The organism is Micromonospora ferruginea, from assembly GCF_013694245.2.
Taxonomy (GTDB): Bacteria; Actinomycetota; Actinomycetes; order Mycobacteriales; family Micromonosporaceae; genus Micromonospora; species Micromonospora robiginosa.
The window spans coordinates 6,103,406-6,119,789 of the sequence record NZ_CP059322.2 but is presented as its reverse complement, the minus strand read 5'-3'; the positions used below and the strand labels follow the sequence as shown (position 1 = coordinate 6,119,789).

Annotated in this window: 21 protein-coding genes; 14 read left to right on the top strand and 7 right to left on the bottom strand. The window is 72.4% G+C overall.

What is annotated here, in order from left to right; translation table 11 throughout:
* Positions 1-159: 159 nt before the first annotated feature.
* From H1D33_RS27400 to H1D33_RS27355, 10 genes are read left to right on the top strand one after another with little or no spacing between them, the layout of a single operon-like run.
* Entirely contained in the window at positions 160-2,835 is a 2,676-nt protein-coding gene (locus tag H1D33_RS27400; protein WP_181570441.1) for a phage tail tape measure protein, read from the top strand.
* Positions 2,836-3,783: a phage distal tail protein gene (locus H1D33_RS27395; protein WP_181570442.1), complete on the top strand. Its 948-nt coding sequence runs from the start codon at positions 2,836-2,838 to the stop codon at positions 3,781-3,783.
* Between the two features lie 11 nt (positions 3,784-3,794).
* Complete coding sequence (locus H1D33_RS27390) at positions 3,795-4,982, top strand: siphovirus ReqiPepy6 Gp37-like family protein (RefSeq protein WP_181572558.1); 1,188 nt, start codon at positions 3,795-3,797, stop codon at positions 4,980-4,982.
* A complete protein-coding gene (locus H1D33_RS27385) occupies positions 4,982-5,899 on the top strand; it encodes a hypothetical protein (protein WP_181570443.1) in 918 nt (305 codons plus the stop codon). The genes H1D33_RS27390 and H1D33_RS27385 overlap by 1 nt, the downstream gene beginning before the upstream one ends.
* A 13-nt stretch (positions 5,900-5,912) precedes the next feature.
* Positions 5,913-7,397 carry a hypothetical protein gene (locus tag H1D33_RS27380; RefSeq protein ID WP_181570444.1) on the top strand — a complete coding sequence of 495 codons (1,485 nt, stop codon included), beginning with the start codon at positions 5,913-5,915 and terminating at the stop codon, positions 7,395-7,397.
* A gap of 32 nt (positions 7,398-7,429) precedes the next feature.
* The gene (locus H1D33_RS27375; RefSeq protein WP_181570445.1) at positions 7,430-8,089 is read left to right on the top strand and encodes a hypothetical protein; all 660 of its coding nucleotides are present in this window, start codon (positions 7,430-7,432) and stop codon (positions 8,087-8,089) included.
* Between the two features lie 53 nt (positions 8,090-8,142).
* Positions 8,143-9,828, top strand: coding sequence for a PH domain-containing protein (locus H1D33_RS27370; protein ID WP_181570446.1), 1,686 nt, complete (start codon positions 8,143-8,145; stop codon positions 9,826-9,828).
* Positions 9,829-9,831: 3 nt separating this feature from the next.
* On the top strand, positions 9,832-10,122 hold the full coding sequence (locus tag H1D33_RS27365) for a hypothetical protein (protein WP_181570447.1): 291 nt from the start codon (positions 9,832-9,834) through the stop codon (positions 10,120-10,122).
* Positions 10,106-10,309 (top strand): DUF7620 family protein, encoded by a 204-nt coding sequence (locus tag H1D33_RS27360; RefSeq protein WP_181570448.1) that lies wholly within the window; start codon positions 10,106-10,108, stop codon positions 10,307-10,309. The genes H1D33_RS27365 and H1D33_RS27360 overlap by 17 nt, the downstream gene beginning before the upstream one ends.
* The gene (locus H1D33_RS27355; protein ID WP_181570449.1) at positions 10,306-10,608 is read left to right on the top strand and encodes a putative phage holin; all 303 of its coding nucleotides are present in this window, start codon (positions 10,306-10,308) and stop codon (positions 10,606-10,608) included. The genes H1D33_RS27360 and H1D33_RS27355 overlap by 4 nt, the downstream gene beginning before the upstream one ends.
* On the opposite strand, the gene H1D33_RS27350 is transcribed toward H1D33_RS27355, so the two are convergent.
* Positions 10,605-10,919 (bottom strand): hypothetical protein, encoded by a 315-nt coding sequence (locus H1D33_RS27350; RefSeq protein WP_181570450.1) that lies wholly within the window; start codon positions 10,917-10,919, stop codon positions 10,605-10,607. The two genes, H1D33_RS27355 and H1D33_RS27350, sit on opposite strands and share 4 nt — an antisense overlap.
* A 29-nt stretch (positions 10,920-10,948) precedes the next feature.
* On the opposite strand from H1D33_RS27350, the gene H1D33_RS27345 reads away from it, so the two are divergent.
* Together H1D33_RS27345 and H1D33_RS27340 are read left to right on the top strand one after the other, a co-directional pair.
* On the top strand, positions 10,949-11,182 hold the full coding sequence (locus tag H1D33_RS27345) for a holin (protein ID WP_181570451.1): 234 nt from the start codon (positions 10,949-10,951) through the stop codon (positions 11,180-11,182).
* Between the two features lie 80 nt (positions 11,183-11,262).
* Entirely contained in the window at positions 11,263-11,532 is a 270-nt protein-coding gene (locus H1D33_RS27340) for a hypothetical protein (RefSeq protein WP_181570452.1), read from the top strand.
* A gap of 107 nt (positions 11,533-11,639) precedes the next feature.
* Here the strand turns inward: H1D33_RS27340 and H1D33_RS27335 are convergent, their stop codons facing one another.
* Positions 11,640-11,831 carry a hypothetical protein gene (locus tag H1D33_RS27335; RefSeq protein WP_181570453.1) on the bottom strand — a complete coding sequence of 64 codons (192 nt, stop codon included), beginning with the start codon at positions 11,829-11,831 and terminating at the stop codon, positions 11,640-11,642.
* Positions 11,832-11,915: 84 nt separating this feature from the next.
* On the opposite strand from H1D33_RS27335, the gene H1D33_RS27330 reads away from it, so the two are divergent.
* The gene (locus H1D33_RS27330) at positions 11,916-12,194 is read left to right on the top strand and encodes a hypothetical protein (RefSeq protein ID WP_181570454.1); all 279 of its coding nucleotides are present in this window, start codon (positions 11,916-11,918) and stop codon (positions 12,192-12,194) included.
* Between the two features lie 63 nt (positions 12,195-12,257).
* Here H1D33_RS27330 and H1D33_RS27325 read toward each other — a convergent pair whose 3' ends face one another.
* The 4 genes from H1D33_RS27325 to H1D33_RS27310 are packed head-to-tail and all read right to left on the bottom strand — an operon-like array spanning position 12,258 to position 15,139.
* The gene (locus tag H1D33_RS27325; protein WP_181570455.1) at positions 12,258-12,731 is read right to left on the bottom strand and encodes a hypothetical protein; all 474 of its coding nucleotides are present in this window, start codon (positions 12,729-12,731) and stop codon (positions 12,258-12,260) included.
* A 1-nt stretch (position 12,732) separates the two neighbouring features.
* Positions 12,733-13,227, bottom strand: a complete 495-nt coding sequence (locus tag H1D33_RS27320) for a hypothetical protein (protein ID WP_181570456.1) — start codon at positions 13,225-13,227, stop codon at positions 12,733-12,735.
* Between the two features lie 26 nt (positions 13,228-13,253).
* A complete protein-coding gene (locus tag H1D33_RS27315; protein WP_181570457.1) occupies positions 13,254-13,490 on the bottom strand; it encodes a hypothetical protein in 237 nt (78 codons plus the stop codon).
* On the bottom strand, positions 13,490-15,139 hold the full coding sequence (locus tag H1D33_RS27310; RefSeq protein ID WP_307755266.1) for a hypothetical protein: 1,650 nt from the start codon (positions 15,137-15,139) through the stop codon (positions 13,490-13,492). The genes H1D33_RS27315 and H1D33_RS27310 overlap by 1 nt, the downstream gene beginning before the upstream one ends.
* A 149-nt stretch (positions 15,140-15,288) precedes the next feature.
* Between H1D33_RS27310 and H1D33_RS27305 the strand changes: the two genes are divergently transcribed.
* Positions 15,289-15,486, top strand: coding sequence for a hypothetical protein (locus tag H1D33_RS27305; protein WP_181570460.1), 198 nt, complete (start codon positions 15,289-15,291; stop codon positions 15,484-15,486).
* A 133-nt stretch (positions 15,487-15,619) separates the two neighbouring features.
* Here the strand turns inward: H1D33_RS27305 and H1D33_RS27300 are convergent, their stop codons facing one another.
* On the bottom strand, positions 15,620-16,141 hold the full coding sequence (locus H1D33_RS27300) for a hypothetical protein (RefSeq protein ID WP_181570461.1): 522 nt from the start codon (positions 16,139-16,141) through the stop codon (positions 15,620-15,622).
* Positions 16,142-16,384: the final 243 nt, after the last annotated feature.

Genomic DNA, 16,384 nt, shown 5'->3' with positions numbered 1-16,384 from the left:
GCTGGTCTACGGACGGTTGGAGTGCGCCTCGCCGCCGACGTCTCCGGGTTCCGGTCTGGTCTACGTCGGGCCGGCGCAGCGACGTCCGAACTGCGCGGGGAGCTGGACAAGGCGGCTCGCGCGGGCCGGCTCGACGCGCTCGCTGACCAGGCGTCTCGGATGGGTCTCGTCGCCGCGGCCGGGTTCGGTGCGGCCGTGGCGATGGCCGCGAAGTTCGACAAGCAGATGTCGGAAGTCGCGGCGGTCTCCGACGCCACCGGCAAGGAGCTTGACCAGCTTCGGCAGGCCGCCTTGAAGGCCGGGGCCGACACGGCGTTCTCCGCGACCGAGGCGGCGAAGGCGGAGGCCGAGCTGGCCAAGGCCGGCTTGAAGACCTCCGACATCCTCGGCGGCGCGCTCAACGGGTCCCTGGCCCTGGCCGCGGCTGGGTCGCTGGACCTGGCCGAGTCGGCGGACATCGCCGCGAAGACGATGAACGTCTTCAAGCTCAAGGGCGCCGACGTCGGGCACATCGCCGACGTCCTCGCGGCCGCGGCCAACAAGTCCGCGACCGACGTGCACGAGATGGGCGAGGCGCTCAAGCAGGGCGGCCTGGCGGCCAACGCGGCCGGTATGGGCTTGGAGGAGACCGTCGGCACGCTGGCGGCGTTCGCCGACCGGGCGCTCGTGGGCTCGGACGCTGGCACGTCGCTGAAGACCGCTCTGATGATGCTTCAGGCGCCGACGGATAAGGCCCGGGCGCTGATGGACCAGTTGGGCATCGCCGCGTACGACACGAACGGCGAGTTCATCGGCACGACGCGGCTGGCCGGGGTGTTGCAGAAGGCCCTTGGCGGGCTCACCCAGGAGCAGCGCAACGCGGCGCTCGCTGCGATCTTCGGCGCGGACGGTATGCGCGCGGCGAACATCATGTACGAGCTGGGCGAGAAGGGCATCCAGGACTACGTCAAGGCCGTCGACGACCAGGGTGCCGCCGCCGACGTCGCGGCGAAGAAGATGGACAACCTCGCCGGCGACGTTGAGAAACTCAAGGGATCGCTGGAAACGATGGCCATCGAGGCCGGCTCCGGAGCGAATGGTGGCCTGCGGCTGCTGGTGCAGGCGGCCGGCGCGCTCGTCGACGAGCTGGGGCAGTTGCCGCCGGCGCTGACGTCGACCCTCACCGTCATGGCGGGGGTGGCCGGTGGGGCGATGCTCCTCGGCGCGGGCTGGGTGCGGGTTCGCCGGTCGACGCGGGACATGCTCGAGGAGCTGCGCGAGGTCGGCCCGCAGGGGCAGCGGGCCGCCCGAGGGCTGGAGACGACGGCGAAGTGGGCGGGTCGGGTGACGCTGGCGTTCGCCGCGTTCGAGCTGGCCGGCACGGCCGTCGGCGCGATGCAGAAGGACCTGAACCCGCAGATCGACGCTATGGCCCGAGGCCTCGGCGAGTGGGGTAAGACCGGCCGGCTCGCCGGCGAATCGGCCCGCGTGCTGGGTACGGACATGCAGGACCTGGCGGTCGGGCTGAAGTTCCTGGCCGACACCGACAACTCGCGCCGCCAGTGGACCAAGGGGCTCCAGGAGGGACTCGAGGCGATCATCCCGGGTCTGGACGGCACCAACACCTCGCTGACCCGCACGAAGGAGCGCGTCGACGCGATGGACTCGGCGCTGGCGCAGCTCGCCTCGGGTGGTAAGGCCGACGAGGCTGCGGCCGCGTTCAACCGGCTCGCGGAGGCAGCCGCGAAGGACGGCGTCTCGATCGAGGAGCTGAAGGTGCTGTTCCCGCAGTACGCGGCCGCGCTCGAGGTGGCTGGGAAGGCCTCGACCGGCGCCGCGGGCGGGGTGCAGCAGGTCGGCGGGGCCGCCGGCCAGGCCGCCGACCAGGTGCAGGAGTTGAAGGAAGCGTTCGACGCCCTGTTCGAGCAGGAGATGTCGTACGACAAGTCGTTGCTGGCCTACAAGCAGGGCATCGCCGACGTCAAGGAGGAGCTGCGCGACGGCACCCGCACGCTGAACGACAACACCCAGGCTGGCCGGGACAACATCGCCGCGGTGTTGGAGCAGGTCGACCGGATCAAGGCGCTGCGGGATGCCCGGCTGGAGCACGGCGAGACTCTCGACGAGGTCAACGGCAAGTACGTCAAGGACATCGACGGGCTGCGTCGCACGATGTTGCAGGCGGGCTACACCAAGGGTGAAGTCGACGCGCTGATCGGCAAGTACAAGGCGGTGCCGGGCAACGTGTCGACGAACGTGTCGGCTCCGGGCACCACGAAGGCGACCGGGCAGGTGCAGGACTTCAACTTCGCCGTGAGGTCGGTACCGCCCAGCAAGACGGTGCCGTTCTGGGCGACGACGGCGGAGGCCAAGGCCGCCGTCGAGGCGCTCAAGGCGAAGATCAACGAGCTGAAGGACAAGCACATCTACATCTCCGGCACGGTCCGCTGGACCAGCACCGGCGACCTGAAGGTGCCGGGCGGCACCCAGCTGAAGAACCGGTGGGGTGGCGTGTACGAGCACGCGGCGACCGGGCTGCTGCGGGAGGCGCAGATCGCGGCGCCGCAGGGCCCGGCCCGGTACGCGTGGGCGGAACCGCAGACCGGTGGGGAACTGTTCGCCCCCCGGTTCGGGGACATGGCCCGGACGCGGGCGCTGGTCGGGTACGCGATCGAGAACTGGTGGGGCGGCTGGGAGCGGTTCGCGCCAGCGGCGACCGCTGGCGGCGGCGCGGCCGGCGGACAGGTCAGCAACCACTACTACTGGCAGCCGCGCACGGCCACGGCCACCATGGCCGACTTCCAGGCCTACCAGGCACGGCAGGACGCGCTCGCGCGGGTGGGGAGGCCACGGTAGATGCCCGTCTACGTCGGCACCATCGCGACACCACCGCCGCCGGTCGACCCGCCGTCACCGATCCCCACACCGGCGCCGCCGCCGATCGACCCGGGCCGGCCGGTGGCGGTATGGATCGCCCCGGACGGCACGGAGTGGCCGCTCACGAACGACTCGACGTTGTTCTTCACGCTGAACGCGGTGACCGGGTGGGGCGCGGCGCCGATCAACATCGTGGCCGACGACCACCCGCGTGGCGGCACCCGGGTGCGGCACATCCAGCCGCAGGCCCGCACGATCACGTGGCCGCTGCGGGTGCGGGCGGACACTCACCTGGAGCTGGTGGCCGGATGGCGGGCGCTCGCGCGGGCGTTCACCCAGACCCGCCGGCTCGGGCCGGGCCGGCTGCGGGTGCTACGCCCGAACGGCGACGCCCGGGAGATTACCTGCTACTACCAGCAGGGCTTCGACGGCGAGCCCGGCCAGGGCCACACGTACGACACGGCGGTGCTGAGCCTCTACTGCGAGGATCCGTTCTGGCGGGCGATCCGGCCGCAGAGCCTGCCGTACGCGTACGGCACGGCAGTGTCGTACCTGTCGCCGTACCTGACGGTTTCGCCGTCGTCGGTGCTCGGCGTCGCGACCGCGGTCAACGAGGGCGACATCGAGGCCTGGCCGTCCTGGACGATCGTCGGGCCGGCCACCGCGCTCGTCGCGACGAACCGGACCACCGGTGAGGCGTTCACCCTGACCGGCACCCTGACCTCCGGGCAGGTCGCCACCATCACCACCGACCCGCCCGCCGTGCGCGGGCCGGGCGGCGCGAACTGGACCGGCAAGCTCACCTGGCCCGGCGCGCAGCTGTGGGCGTTGCAGCCCGGCCTGAACGACGTGGAGTTCGCCGTCGCCGGTGCGGCCGCCGGCACGGCGATCACCCTGTCCTACGTCCCTCGATACGAGACGGCCTGACCATGCCTCTGATGCTGTCCGCGCCGGCGCGGACAACCCTGCTCATCACCGACCGGAACCTCAACGTCCTCGGCGACCCGGTCTCCGGATGGACAGACCTGGACGTCACGTTGCGGTTCAACGAGCCCGGCTCCGGGTCGTTCACCGCGCCGGCCCGGCCGGAGCTGCTTCAGCTGATCGCCGCCGGTGGTAACCGGGTGGTCGTGATCCGCGACAGCGTCATCTTCGCGGCCGGGCCGATCGAGCGGGCCGGCCCGCAACGCTGGTCGGTCGACGGAGCCGACACCGACCCGGGCACCGTCAGCGTGGGATTTACCGACGACCTTGCGCTCATCGCCGGCCGGGTCACCTACCCGAACCCCGCCGCTGTGGCGACCGCGCAGACGTCGACCGCCAGGTGGACGGCCACGGACGAGGCCGGCGACATCATGCGGTCGCTGGTCAACCTCAACGCCGGCCCGGGCGCGCTGACGGTCCGGCGGGTGCCGCAGCTGGTCCTCGGCGCGGGCGCCGGCCTCGGCGCCAGCATCACTTTCGGGACTCGCTTCGAAGCGCTCGGCGACGCCCTGCGGTCGGCGGCGATCGCCGGAGGCGGGCTCGGGTTCCGTACCCAGCAGGTCGGCACCACGATCGAGTTTCAGGTGTACGCGCCGGTCAATCGGACCAGCGGCGACGGCGCGGTCCGCTTCAGCCGCGGTCTGGGCAACCTGCGTTCCTACTCGTACGAGCCGGTCGCCCCGACGGCCACCGTCGCGATCGTCGGCGGGAAAGACGTCGGCACGTCGCGGGTGATCGTCGAGCGGGTCAACAGCCCGGCGGTCGCGAAGTGGTGGCGGCTGGAGACGTTCGTCGACCAGCGGCAGTCCGACGCCACCGCCGCCGCCGCGGCGGAGCTGAATCAGGCCGGCGACGAAGAGCTGGAGCGGTCGGCCGAGACAGCCCGGCTGACCAGCGTCACCGTCGACACCCCCGACCAGCGGTACGGCACGCACTACCAGCTCGGCGACCGCGTGTCGGTCGAGCTGAACTCCGGCGCGGAGGTCGCCGACGTGGTCCGCGCCGTGCACCTCGAGGTGAGCCCGCGCGACGGGGAGACAGTCACCGCGCTGGTCGGCTCGCAGGACGCCTCCGCCGATCCGGCGTGGGTGAAGGTGACGCGGGCCCTGGCCCGCCGGCTCGCCGGATTGGAGACCATCTGATGGCCGAGTCCTCCTACCCCAACCCGGGGGTGACCCAGCTTCAGCACGAGCGGCTGCTGGGCCGGGCACTGCCGTCAGGGCTGATCGGTGACCCGGCCGATCAGCCGCTGATCTACGCCGACGGCAGCGGCACCCGGGAGATCCGGATCCGGGTGTCACGGCAGGCGGTTGTCGACGGCTACGGCTGGCAGAACGACGCCGCCGTGGTCACCAAGACCGTCGCCGCGAACTCCTCCGGCTCAACCAGGGTGGACCTGGTGGTGCTGCGCCTCAACCGGGCCGACTGGACCTGCACCGTGCAGATCGTTCAGGGCACCCCGGGGGCGGGCGCGCCGGCGGCCACCCGCACGCCGGCGTCGGCCGGCTCCGGTGTCTACGAGATCGAGCTGGCCACGGTCACGGTCGCGAACGGCGCCACCACGTTTGCCGGCTCGGCGGTCACGGAGCGGGCCTGGTATCTGGGTGAGGACGGGCAGATCCTGTGCAAGTCGTCGACGAGGCCGCCGCACCAGAAGGGCCGCACAGCGTTCGAGACCGACACCGGCCGGTGGATTCTCTCGGACGGCACGACGTGGCGTAACGCCGTCGACGACTCGGGGATCGTCGCGGTGACGATGGTCTCAGGGTTCTCGGCGACGGAGAACTCGCTCCAGCGGCGCGGTGGTGTGTGCGTGCTCAACCTGAAGGTGCAGCGCACCACCGGCGCCATTCCGGCCGGCGCCACGACGCGCGTCGCGAACGTGCCTGCCGGGTTCGAGCCGACGTTCCCGGTGCAGTCCACCGCCCTCTACTGGTCCGGTGGGGCGCCGGCGGCGCTGCGGGTCACCTCGGCAGGTATCTACGTCGTCACCGCCGCCGGCATCGCGATCAACGAGGACCGCACGGTAGACGGGTCGCTCGTCTGGCACGCCGCGTAGGAAGGGGTAGGGCATGACTCGCTACTGGGCCGGCGGTGGGCCGTCGGACTACACGATCGTCTCCGGTGACACCGTCACGATCGGCGCGCTGTCGGGCAAGGCCGCCGTGGTGGTGGGCGGCGTGGAGATCACCTGGTGGAACGCGGAGACCAGCGGCACCCAGTACACGGACCTGCTGGACAGCGGCGGCGCGGCGGTGTCGGCGGTGCTGTCGTCGACGACCGCCGACGGTCGGGCGCTCGGCCAGATCCCGCGGGTGCAGTACCCGGACGGGATCACCGGGGCGTGGGCGTCGGCCGGCGGCGGACCCCGCGTGTGGATGGCCGCCGACGTCGGCGACCAGGCCGTGGCGACCGCCGTCGGGTTCGCCGCTCACGTCGCCCAGAGCAATGGGCATGGGACAGGCGTGGCGAACCTGGTCGACGCCTCCGTGCCGCCGCCGGGCAGCCGGAACGTCGGCGACCTGTTCGGGGTGGTGACGGGTGGTGGGTTCGGGTTGATCCCGCCGTCGGCGGCAGCCGGGGCGGTGTTGCTCAACCCGCCGCTGTCCGGCGGCTCGTACGTCGGGAACGCGGTCACGCCGCCGCTGTCCAGCCAGGGCCAGAACGGGCAGCCGTGGCTGCGGCTTCAGCAGCCGTACAGCTCCACCGACGACAACCCGGACGCCGTGCAGTTCTTCTCCACCACGTCCGGTGGCTCGTCGGTGAAGACGGGCTGGTTCAACGGCAACGGTGAGGGCCGGTCCGCGCCGTCGACGGTCAACCGGATCGCCCACCGGGTCTTCGAGTACGCGGAGGGGTTGGGCGGGCCGAGCACCGGCCGGTACGCGGAATGGTCAACGAACCCGACCAACGCGGCGAACCGGGAGCCGCTGCTGGGCGGCTACGGCACCGGCCACAGCACGAAGCCCGGCTGGATCGAGGCGACGCGGATCTTCAGCGGGTTGCAGGGCGTACGAGCAGGCGGCTCGTACAACTCGCTGTCCGGCATCACCTTCCGAGGACAGCGGAGCGGCACGGGCGCGCCCACCAGCGGCACCTGGGCCACCGGAGACGCCGTCGTCGACTCTGCTGGCGCGCTGTGGCTCTGTACGGCAGGCGGCACCCCGGGCACCTGGGCCGGCGCGGCCGGAGGCGGAGGCGGCAGCACGGTCAGCGTGATGCCCACCTGGACGCAGGACACCGCAGCGGTCGGCACCGGCACGTATCGGGTCTACAACCCGGCCGCGTCCACGCTGACGCTGCGGTCGGTCGTCGCGTCGATCGGCGGCACCGCGCCGGCCGGGTCATCGCTGATCGTGCAGGTGCGAGTCGACGGCACGGCGGTGTTCACGTCGGGGAACCGGCCGACGATCACCGCCGGGAACAGGTACTCCGGGGTCGCCTCAACGTTCGTGTCCGCGTCCTGGGCGGCCGGCTCGTATCTGACCGTCGACGTCGACCAGGTCGGCTCCACCACGGCCGGTACCCGCCTCACCGTCCAGGTCCTGGCGTACTGATGGCCATCAGCAGAGTTGACGACCAGGAGGCTATGCCGACTGGCGCCCAGTCCACGGTGACGGTGTCCGGTCTGACCGGCGTGGTCAACGGGGACCTGGTGCTGCACTTCTTCGCCCAGCTCAACGCGTCTGCGACCGTCACCGAGCCGGTGTCCGGGCTGACCGTGCGCGGCGATGCGACCAGCGGGGCGAACCTCGGCGGCCGGATCCGCTCCCGGGTCGCCGCTTCGGAGCCGGGCAGCTACGTGTGGACGACCTCGGCGACCCCGAAGCTCGGCGCGTGGGTGGGCGCCTATCGAGGCCTCGACGTGACCACGCCGGTGGCTGCCGCGTCGATGGTGGCCGGGGTGTCGGGCACGTCGCAGACCACGCCCGCGGTGGACGTGCCGGCGGGCGGCTGGCTGGTGTACGGGGTGGCCACCCGCCACGCTCCCGGCGCGGCCGGCGCGTCCACCTGGTCGTCGTCGGCTTCCGGTGAGGCGGAGCGGGCGGAGCTGGCCACGAACGCCGGCTCGGCCGACGTCACCTTGGCGGTGTGGGACTCGGGCGGCCCGCTGACGGCAGCCACCGGGGTCACGCGGACGCTCACCAGTTCCCTGTCGGAGGGCAACGCGGTGGTGTTCGCGATCGCGCTCAAGCCCGACGCCGCGGCGCCTGCCGTCGAGCCGGCGCCTGGCATCCCCATCTTCTAGGAGGCGGCGTGACCCTCATCGGTTGGTGCCCGGGCGGCCGGAGCGTAGCGGAGATGCTGGCCATGTACCGGGACACCGGTGCAGGTCGGATCTTCGTGCAGCCCGGCAAGCCGATGCCCACCTGGGACGGCTCAGTGCTGGGTCCGCTGGTCGCAGCGGGCGTGACGGTCCACGTGTCGTACAAGACCAACCCGCTGGCGGAGGTGTTGGCCTGGGCGGCGCGGAAGCCGGCCGGGTCGCGCCTGAAGTTGACCAAGAACCACGAGCCGGAGCAGGGACCGGCTTCCGGCGACCCGACGCCGGAGGAGTTCCACGCCGCCTGGGCGGAGCTGTGGTCGGCGTTCGACGCGGCACCGATGCGCGACGAGATCTGGCTCGGCCCGACGTACACCCGGTATTGGTGGCAGGCCAACCCGGGTGACACCCGGTGGATGCCCCGGCAGCCGGTCGACTTCGTGGGCTGGGACGTCTACAACAACGGCACCACGTACAGGTCGCCGGACGACCTGCTGTCGATCCCCCGTGCCGTCGCCGAGCAGCTCGGCGTGCCGTACCTGGTGGCCGAGCTGGGCGCGCAACGGCTCCCGGGCGACCGCGACGGCGCAGGCCAGCAGGCGTGGATGCGCGCCATGGTCGACGCGATCAAGGCCGATGGCGGCCTGACCTGCTGCTGGTACCACAAGGAGGGCTGGGACCTGGCCGCGCCGGGTTCGGAGCCGGCCCGGCTGACCTGGCAGACCATCATCTCGGAGGAGACGCCGGTGGCCACCACCGCACCCAAGACGCTGCTCGACGCCCGCCAGCTGCTGCTGGACCACCTCGACATGCACCCGGGTAAGACGGTGGACGACGACCTGGACCCGGCCGAGGTGGGCATCGTCGGCGACTCGGCGCACCGGGGCGGCTACCACTGCGGTGAGGACCGGGTCGTGTCCGGCGACTACAGCGTGGTCGAGTCGGCGCGTGACCGCACCGGCCTGGACCGGTGGGCGTGCGCGCTGGATGTCGGCCAGTTCGAGGTCACCACCAGCACGGGAACGTACGACCTGCCGCACTACTCCCGTTGGCTGGTCGCCCAGTGCGAGGCCGGCACCGACGACACGCGCGATATCCGCGAGGTCATCTACAGCCCGGACGGGAAGACGGTCCGTCGCTGGGACCGGCTCGGCCGGCGGTCGTCCGGCGACATCACCCACCTGTTCCACACCCACAAGAGCTACTTCCGCGACGCGATCCGCGCCGGCCGCGACCAGACCGCCGTGATCCGCCGCTACCTCACCACCATCGGACTCATCGAAGGGGACGACGACATGCCGACTGCCGCCGAAATCGCGAAGGCCTTGCTCGCCGAGGACCTCAGCTACACCGGGTCCGGGGCGCTGCCGCTGCGGACCCTGCTGCGCAACCTGCACCAGCAGCAGCGCGGACCGGCGTTCGCCGACTGGCAGCAGACCAGGGAGGCGGCGGCACTCAAGGCGCAGGTCGCCGCGGTTGCCACGGCCCTGGCCAAGCTGCCCGCGCTGGTCGGTGCCGAGGGGACGAGCCCGGCCGAGCTGGCCGCCGCGCTCGCCGCGCTGCCCCGGCCGGAGCCGGTCGACGTTGGCCAGCTCGCCAGCGCGGTCGCCGAGCGGGTCCTCGCCGGCTTGCCGCCCGCCGATGGGCCGGTGTCCCGCGACGACCTGGAAGCCGCCCTCCGCACAGTCCTCGGGTCCCTCGACGGCGCCGCGCCGCAGGCCTGACCGGTGCCGGACATCCCCGCCGCGCTGCTCAGCTCCGGCGGCCCGGTCGGGGTACTGCTCTTCGTCGTCGCCCTGGTCCTCACCGGCCGGCTGGTGCCGCGCACCGTGCACGAGGACCGGGTACGCGACAAGGACGAGCAGATCACCCACCTGAGGGCCACTCTCGCGGTACGCGACGAGCAGGTCCGGGTACGTGATGAGCAGGTGCAGAAGCTGCTGCCGAACACCGACCTGACCGTGCAGCTGCTGCAAGGCTTGGCTCGGGAGGCTGGCCGCCATGATCTGGAGACGTAAGCGCCGGCCGAAGCCGTCGCCGGAGACGACCGAAGCCCGCACTCTGTTGGAGCGGGCGCAGGCGGATCTGGCGGCAGCCCGCGCCGACGACGACCAGGTGGACGCGGCGGCCCGCCGGCTGGCGGAGATCCGCCGGCGTAACCACTTCGGCCCAATGATCACCGACGCGTTGAGGGGGTCGCGGTGAAGGACCTGAACACCGTGCTTGCCGTCATCGGCGCAGTCGCCTGCTGGTACTTCGTGGTCGCGTTCTGGGTGACCACGCGCGGGGACTGGCGGCACAACCCGGGCGGCCGGCACCTCATGCAGTTCACCGCCAATCTCGGCGTGCTGATGTCCCTGATCGTGGCCGCGCGGATCTGGCCGGACTACCCCGGCCGCACCACGGCCACGTTCGTGACGTTCGCAGCCCTGGTCGGGCAAGTGGTGTGGCGGTGCGTGCTGCTGCACCGCGCCCAACACGACCGGCAGGCGGCCGGTAGCTAACTGTCGTACCGGGTGCCCTGGGCTTCCATCCGGGCCCGCACCTCGGCCGCGTGGGCTGCGGCCGTCTCCATGTCCGCGCCCGCCTCGCGGAGCAGGTCGACCGTCGGCCCGCTGATGCCCTGCGGGTCGGCCATCGCAACCCCGGCCTGGACGCCCAACAGCGTCGGGTCGGTGGTCACCGCGCGCACCGCCGTCACGGCTTCGTCGCGGGGCTTTTCGCGGTCGCTGCCGTGCCCGTAGCGGCCGGCCACCCCCGACAGCTCGGCCAGGACCAGCCGGTCCCGGGCTGGCAGAGAAGGCACGTGCACCATCCACCGACTGTACCCAGGAGGGCACCACCATGTTCGAAGGCAGGTTCTGGAAGGCGACCGCCGAGCGGGCCGTCAAGAGCGCGGCCCAGGCGCTGTTGCTCTACTGGGGCGGCGACGCCGTGTTCAACGCCTGGCACGCCGACTGGCCGGCGGCCGGCGGCATCGCCAGCGGTGCGCTCGTGCTGTCCGTGCTCACCTCGCTCGTTTCGGCGAAGGCCTCCGGCGAGCCGGACTCGCCGAGCCTCGTAACCGGCCAGCTCTGACCGCCGTGCTGCCCCGTCTGATCTCCCGCGCCCGGTCCTGGGCACGGGTCCCCGCAACCCTCCACCGAATGGAGCACCAGATGTCCACCCTGAGCGAGCAGCTCGACCAGCAGAACGCCACCCTCGGTACCGTCCGCGACGGTCTCGCCGGGATCCAGGCCGACGTGCGGATCCTGATCGAGCGGGCCGCCGGCGACCCCGAGGCCCAGGCCGCGGCCGACCGGGTGCAGGCCACCCTCGACGGCCTGGTCGGCGAGCTGGGCGCGTTCCGATCGGAGACCCCCGACGCGGACGGCTCCGACACCCCGGCGACGGACCCGGGCGAGCCGGAGACCTTCTCCCGCCGCTGACCACGCACCATGACGAAGTGCCCCCACCTGGCCGGATGGCCGGGTGGGGGCACTTTCGCGTGGAGGAGCGCGGAGCAGGGGCCCGGTTGCCCGGGCCCCTGGGTGCTTCAGGCGGTGGCCTGCCACTCGGCGCTGGCGGTCCAGCTCCGCTCCCGGTGGGCCTCTCGGACCGCCTGAGCCTGGGACATGTTCGGGTTGGCGCGGAGCTTGTCGAGGGCGAGCTGGGTGTCGGCGTCGGCGTCGGCGCGGTGCATCTGGAAGGTCTTCTCGCTCTTCTGGGCGATGGTCTTGAGGTTCATCTCTGGCTCCTTCTCTCGCTCCCTGTACCTAAATTCTACATCGCACTAGCATTTACTGCAACAGGGTAGTGTAGAATTTTTCCCATGGACCTCCGCGACCTCGCCCGTCAGCTCGCCGCCGCAGCGGACACCCCAGACGACCTGGCCCGCTACCAACTCCTGCGCGACCTCGCGCCCACCCTCAAGGCGGCCATCGCGGCTGAGATGGACGCCGCCATCTCAGCGGCCCGCGAGACCCAGCCGGAGGACCAGGTCGCCGAACGCGCCGGCGTGACGGTCCACGAGGTCCGCCGGCGGGTCACCGCCCACCGCAAGCGCATCGGCGCCGCGCGCGGCCCGGGCCGTCCGGCCAAGCAGCAGTAGCCCCAGCGCGACAGCGCCCCCGCGTGGCCACCAGGCCAGCGGGGGCGCTGTCGCGTGTCCAGGTCAGCTAGTCGACCGGGCCTGCCGGCTGGTGCGGATGGCCCGCTTCGCGGTCGACTCCGACACCCGGTGGTCGGCCATCACCCGCCGGACGATCTCGGCGTACGCGACGCCCTGCCGGTCCAGCCGGTCGACGGCTTCCTCGAGCGTCTCCGGCTCCGGGTCGGCGCCGTCCAGGTCGAGGTCCAGCTCGGTGTCCCGGCCGCTGTCGTAGACCCGGACGCGCCGGCCGGCGCGGTTGACGATCCGCCCCCACGGGCTGGTGTCACGGTCGGTGTCACCGGTGTCAGACACTGAGCTGACCTGCGAGTTGACACCAAGATCAGTGTCACCCTCCTCGGTGGGGGAGGGGAACCAGATGGTGGTCCAGGCGTAGTGCACGCCGATGAAGAGCAGGAACAGGACGACGGCGATGAGCAGGGCGACCGGCCCGCCCCAGCCGCGCTGGGGCTCGGTCGCCTCGGCGAGGGTGAACATCTCAGGCAGCTCCGAACAGGATGGCGGGAAGCGGGGCGACGAGGTGCGCGGCCATGTCGACGAGCGACCGAGTGGTGCTGCCGACCAAGCCCTGGGGCAGGTCGGACATCATGCCGAGGAGGATGGCGACGATCCACAGGCGGGCGTTGAGCCGGTAGATCCCGGACTGCGGGAATGCCAGCGTCGCGAACCGGCCGAGCCGCTTCGACGCCTTGACCGGCAGCATGCAGCCGAGGGCGTAGATCCACAGCAGGCCGATCAGCGCGCCGATCAGCGCGTTGACGCTGGCGCCGGCGATGTAGGCACCGCCGGTGGAGTCGAGCAGCGCCTGGATGACATTGCCGATCGCCTCGACGGTCTTCTGGTCGGCTGGGCTGCCGTCGAAGCCTTCGCGGATGACCGGCACGGCGACGATGAACGCGAGCCGGTCGCGCAGGCTGTTCGGTCCGACGCTCATGTAGTCGATGATCAGCGCGAGGAGCAGCAGGATCGCCACCCCGGTGGGGGACATGGTGTGCGGCATCAGACCCCCGTCCAGTTGAGCACCAGCGCGCCGGTGCCCGGGTCGCGGACCTCGAGGCGGGGCGCGTCCATCGGTTCGTTCGCGGCGACCGCGTCGCGGGTGAGCGCCTGGAGCTGCTGGGCGAGGATGCTCCCGTAGCCGGGCAGGGACAGGTCCAGCACGACGATGTGCCGGCGGCCGGCCAGCACCTCGTACTGGCCGTCGAAGATGTGCAGGCGGTACGGCAGGGCGGCCATCAGCGGTCCATCTCCCGGTGCGTGGTGATCGGGAACAGGGCGACGCCGAGCAGCACCATGACGATGCCGGCCACCGCGGTGACGGTCAGGTGGCCGGCCAGCCGGGCGGCCAGTCCGGTGGCCAGCGCGGCCAGCACCCCGACGAGGTCGGCGGCCAGGATGAGCGTCCACGGCACGCGGCGGGGCTGGATGACGGTCGGGTCGACGTTCATGCGGAGCAGCTGGCCGGCCGGCGCGTCGGGCGGCGGCTGGCCGGGCAGGGCGTGGTGGGTGGGCATGATGGAGGTCCTTCCTTCCGGGGAGGGCCCCGGGGCGCGGCGTGCTGTCCAGGCGTTGGCCGCGCCCCGGGGAGCTTCTACTTCTTCCTGTGATGCTCGTTGAGCCAGTCGTTGGCCGTGGTCTTGCTGACCTTGGCGCGCTTGGCCACCTGCCGGCCGGACGGCGGCCGGCCGATCTCCTTCAGCAGCTCGTCGTAGGCGGCGGCGACCTTCGCGATGGCGCTGTCGTCCGGCGGCGGGGCGGCGGGGTGGAGTCGCCGGCGGTTCGGGCGGCTCCGGCGGGGGACTGGCCGGGCCGGCCGGTGCCGGTGGCCGGCCGCTGGCCGGTGGCTGGCCACCCGACTGGCCACCGCGCCGGCCGCTGGCCGGCCACAGCCCGAGCGACCAGTCGGCCACAGCGATCCGCGCCAACCGGGGCCGCAGACCCTGCGTCGCCGACTCCATCGACCGGGCCAGCTTCCGGCACTCCCGCACGCCCGGGTCGGACTCGTCGAGCACCGACGCCCGCTTCGGCGCCGGCGGCTGGATGGCCACCGCGCGACCGCGCAGCGCCGCCCACGCCGACCCGAGCCGGCCCGGCCGGACCTGCGCCCGGCAGGCGGCCCGCTCGGCGTGGTAGCCGTCCCACGCCACCCGGGGGTCGCGGATGTGGTGCTCGATGCTCCAGCGCTCGGCCCGCCACGTCCGGATCGGGAACGCCCGGCGCCGCTTGCGGTCGAACACGGCGCCGGTTTCGTCGACCAGATCGGCGCGCAGGAGCTGGAGTTGCTGGGCGCGGCGGGTGTGCAGGCCCCACAGCCACGGCGAGAGCAGGGAAGCCATGCCGGAGCCGACCGCGAACGGCGTCGGTGTCCAGTGCTCCCCGTCGAAGTGCGAGTAGTTCATGGCCGCCACCACGGCGGCGATCAGGTAGGCGCGGCGGCGCATCTCGGTGGCGGTGCCGGTGGCCCGGTGCATCAGCGCGTCGTGGGCGTGCCAGTTCACGTAGAGGGCGATGGACTCGACGGTCGCGGCGTAGACCAGGGCGACGGCGAGGCGGGCTGGGGCGGGCCAGGACTCGGGGGTGCGGGTGATCGCGTAGCCGGTCTGTCCGCCGACGGCGGCGGCGTTGACGAGCAGCAGCGGGGCGATGGTCCGGGCGGCTCGGAGGCCGGCGCCGATGCGGTGCCAGAAGCGGGCGCGGGCCTTGGCTCGGGCCTTGCGGCGCTTGCGGTCGGCGCGGGCGCGTTCGCGGTCGAGGCGGCGGCGCTCGGCTCGGTGGGCGGCGGCCTGGTCCCGGTCGAACTGGGCCTGAAGCCGGCGGCGCTCGTCCTGAGCACGGGCGGCCGCGGCGAACTCCTCGGCGGTGCGCCGGGGACGGAACAAGGTCATGACAGCCATCCTGGCGTGTCTGTCGCGTCTGGCGCAACTGTCGTGTCGTGTCGTAGCGTGTCGGCGTGGCTATCGGGGTCGTGACTGGCGTGAGATCATGCCCGGGTGAGCACAGGAGCAGGGAGCACAGGTTGAGCAGCACGAAGTGGGTGAGCCCGGCAGAGGCAGCCGAGCTGCTGGAGGTCTCCCCGCGCCACGTGCAGCGATCCCTGCAAGACGAGGCGCAGCGCCTGGAGGAGTGGGGCGAGGAGGGGCAGGGCTGGCGGTACAAGCCGCTGTCGACCCGCAGGACGTACCAGCTGCGTCGGACCTGGGTTGAGCGGAAGGCCGGCCCGGCCGAGGCCTGAACTGGACGCGAAGCGGCCCCGCTCCTTTCGGGTAGGAGCGGGGCCGCTTCCTGTCACACGGTGGGCTGGCGGGATCCGGGGCAGTTGCCGCGGCTGCCCATCGCCTGGTGGGGCGGGCAGGGCTGGCCGGCGGCTACGCTGACGCGCGCTCCGCAGATGGAGCACTGGGACTGAGGTGCCATGACTGGACTCCTTGGGGGATTCGGTAGTCCGGGTACGGATCGTTCTCCGGCTCGCGCTGCTGCCCTGACGCCGCGATGCCCCGCAGGTAGACCACCGACCGGTCGCGGGCGGTGATGCGGATCCCGGCGGCGACCGGGGAGTGCGTGCCGTCCTGGGTGACCAGCTCCCACCCGGCGAGCTGCTCGGGCCGGGCGGCGTCGAGGAGCTGGTGAACCAGGACCAGGATCCGAGCCGCCCGCCACTTGGGCGGCAGCGGCTCGGTGAGGACCGGTACGGGCTGGGCGGTGCGCGGCGGGACGTCCGCCATCAGCAGCGCCCGGGTGTCTGACGACCGGTGCTGCACCCGGATCCCGGCGGGGGACTGGCCGCCGGGCTGTGCGTCCCGGCCGTACCGCTCGACGGCGGCGATGTCCGGGTGCTCGGCAGCGTTGAGGAGGGCCTCGATGATGTCCAGGGCCTGGGAAACCTGCACGGTGCTCTCCTGATCGATCGGGATCTTGGCAGCTCACGAGCCGGGTCAGTCTACCGACGGGCCCGGCGGCGCCCGGCTCCGGCGCGTCGTGGTGCCGCGCTCGTCTCGCCGGCCGCCCGGCCCGCACCCGGGCCTCGGGCAGGCGCAGAACCCGCCGTACGGCACCAGCTCGTGGGCGCCCGCGCACCGGTGCGTCTTGACGATGATGCCCTCGACGCAGCCCATGCAGGTCGACGACGACGC

Coding starts and splice junctions, on each gene's coding strand:
- H1D33_RS27400 (WP_181570441.1), top strand. CDS start 160: ATGGGTCTCGTCGCCGCGGCCGGGTTCGGTGCGGCCGTGGCGATGGCC.
- H1D33_RS27395 (WP_181570442.1), top strand. CDS start 2,836: ATGCCCGTCTACGTCGGCACCATCGCGACACCACCGCCGCCGGTCGAC.
- H1D33_RS27390 (WP_181572558.1), top strand. CDS start 3,795: ATGCTGTCCGCGCCGGCGCGGACAACCCTGCTCATCACCGACCGGAAC.
- H1D33_RS27385 (WP_181570443.1), top strand. CDS start 4,982: ATGGCCGAGTCCTCCTACCCCAACCCGGGGGTGACCCAGCTTCAGCAC.
- H1D33_RS27380 (WP_181570444.1), top strand. CDS start 5,913: ATGACTCGCTACTGGGCCGGCGGTGGGCCGTCGGACTACACGATCGTC.
- H1D33_RS27375 (WP_181570445.1), top strand. CDS start 7,430: ATGCCGACTGGCGCCCAGTCCACGGTGACGGTGTCCGGTCTGACCGGC.
- H1D33_RS27370 (WP_181570446.1), top strand. CDS start 8,143: ATGCTGGCCATGTACCGGGACACCGGTGCAGGTCGGATCTTCGTGCAG.
- H1D33_RS27360 (WP_181570448.1), top strand. CDS start 10,106: ATGATCTGGAGACGTAAGCGCCGGCCGAAGCCGTCGCCGGAGACGACC.
- H1D33_RS27350 (WP_181570450.1), bottom strand. CDS start 10,919: ATGGTGCACGTGCCTTCTCTGCCAGCCCGGGACCGGCTGGTCCTGGCC.
- H1D33_RS27345 (WP_181570451.1), top strand. CDS start 10,949: ATGTTCGAAGGCAGGTTCTGGAAGGCGACCGCCGAGCGGGCCGTCAAG.
- H1D33_RS27340 (WP_181570452.1), top strand. CDS start 11,263: ATGTCCACCCTGAGCGAGCAGCTCGACCAGCAGAACGCCACCCTCGGT.
- H1D33_RS27335 (WP_181570453.1), bottom strand. CDS start 11,831: ATGAACCTCAAGACCATCGCCCAGAAGAGCGAGAAGACCTTCCAGATG.
- H1D33_RS27330 (WP_181570454.1), top strand. CDS start 11,916: ATGGACCTCCGCGACCTCGCCCGTCAGCTCGCCGCCGCAGCGGACACC.
- H1D33_RS27325 (WP_181570455.1), bottom strand. CDS start 12,731: ATGTTCACCCTCGCCGAGGCGACCGAGCCCCAGCGCGGCTGGGGCGGG.
- H1D33_RS27315 (WP_181570457.1), bottom strand. CDS start 13,490: ATGGCCGCCCTGCCGTACCGCCTGCACATCTTCGACGGCCAGTACGAG.
- H1D33_RS27310 (WP_307755266.1), bottom strand. CDS start 15,139: ATGACCTTGTTCCGTCCCCGGCGCACCGCCGAGGAGTTCGCCGCGGCC.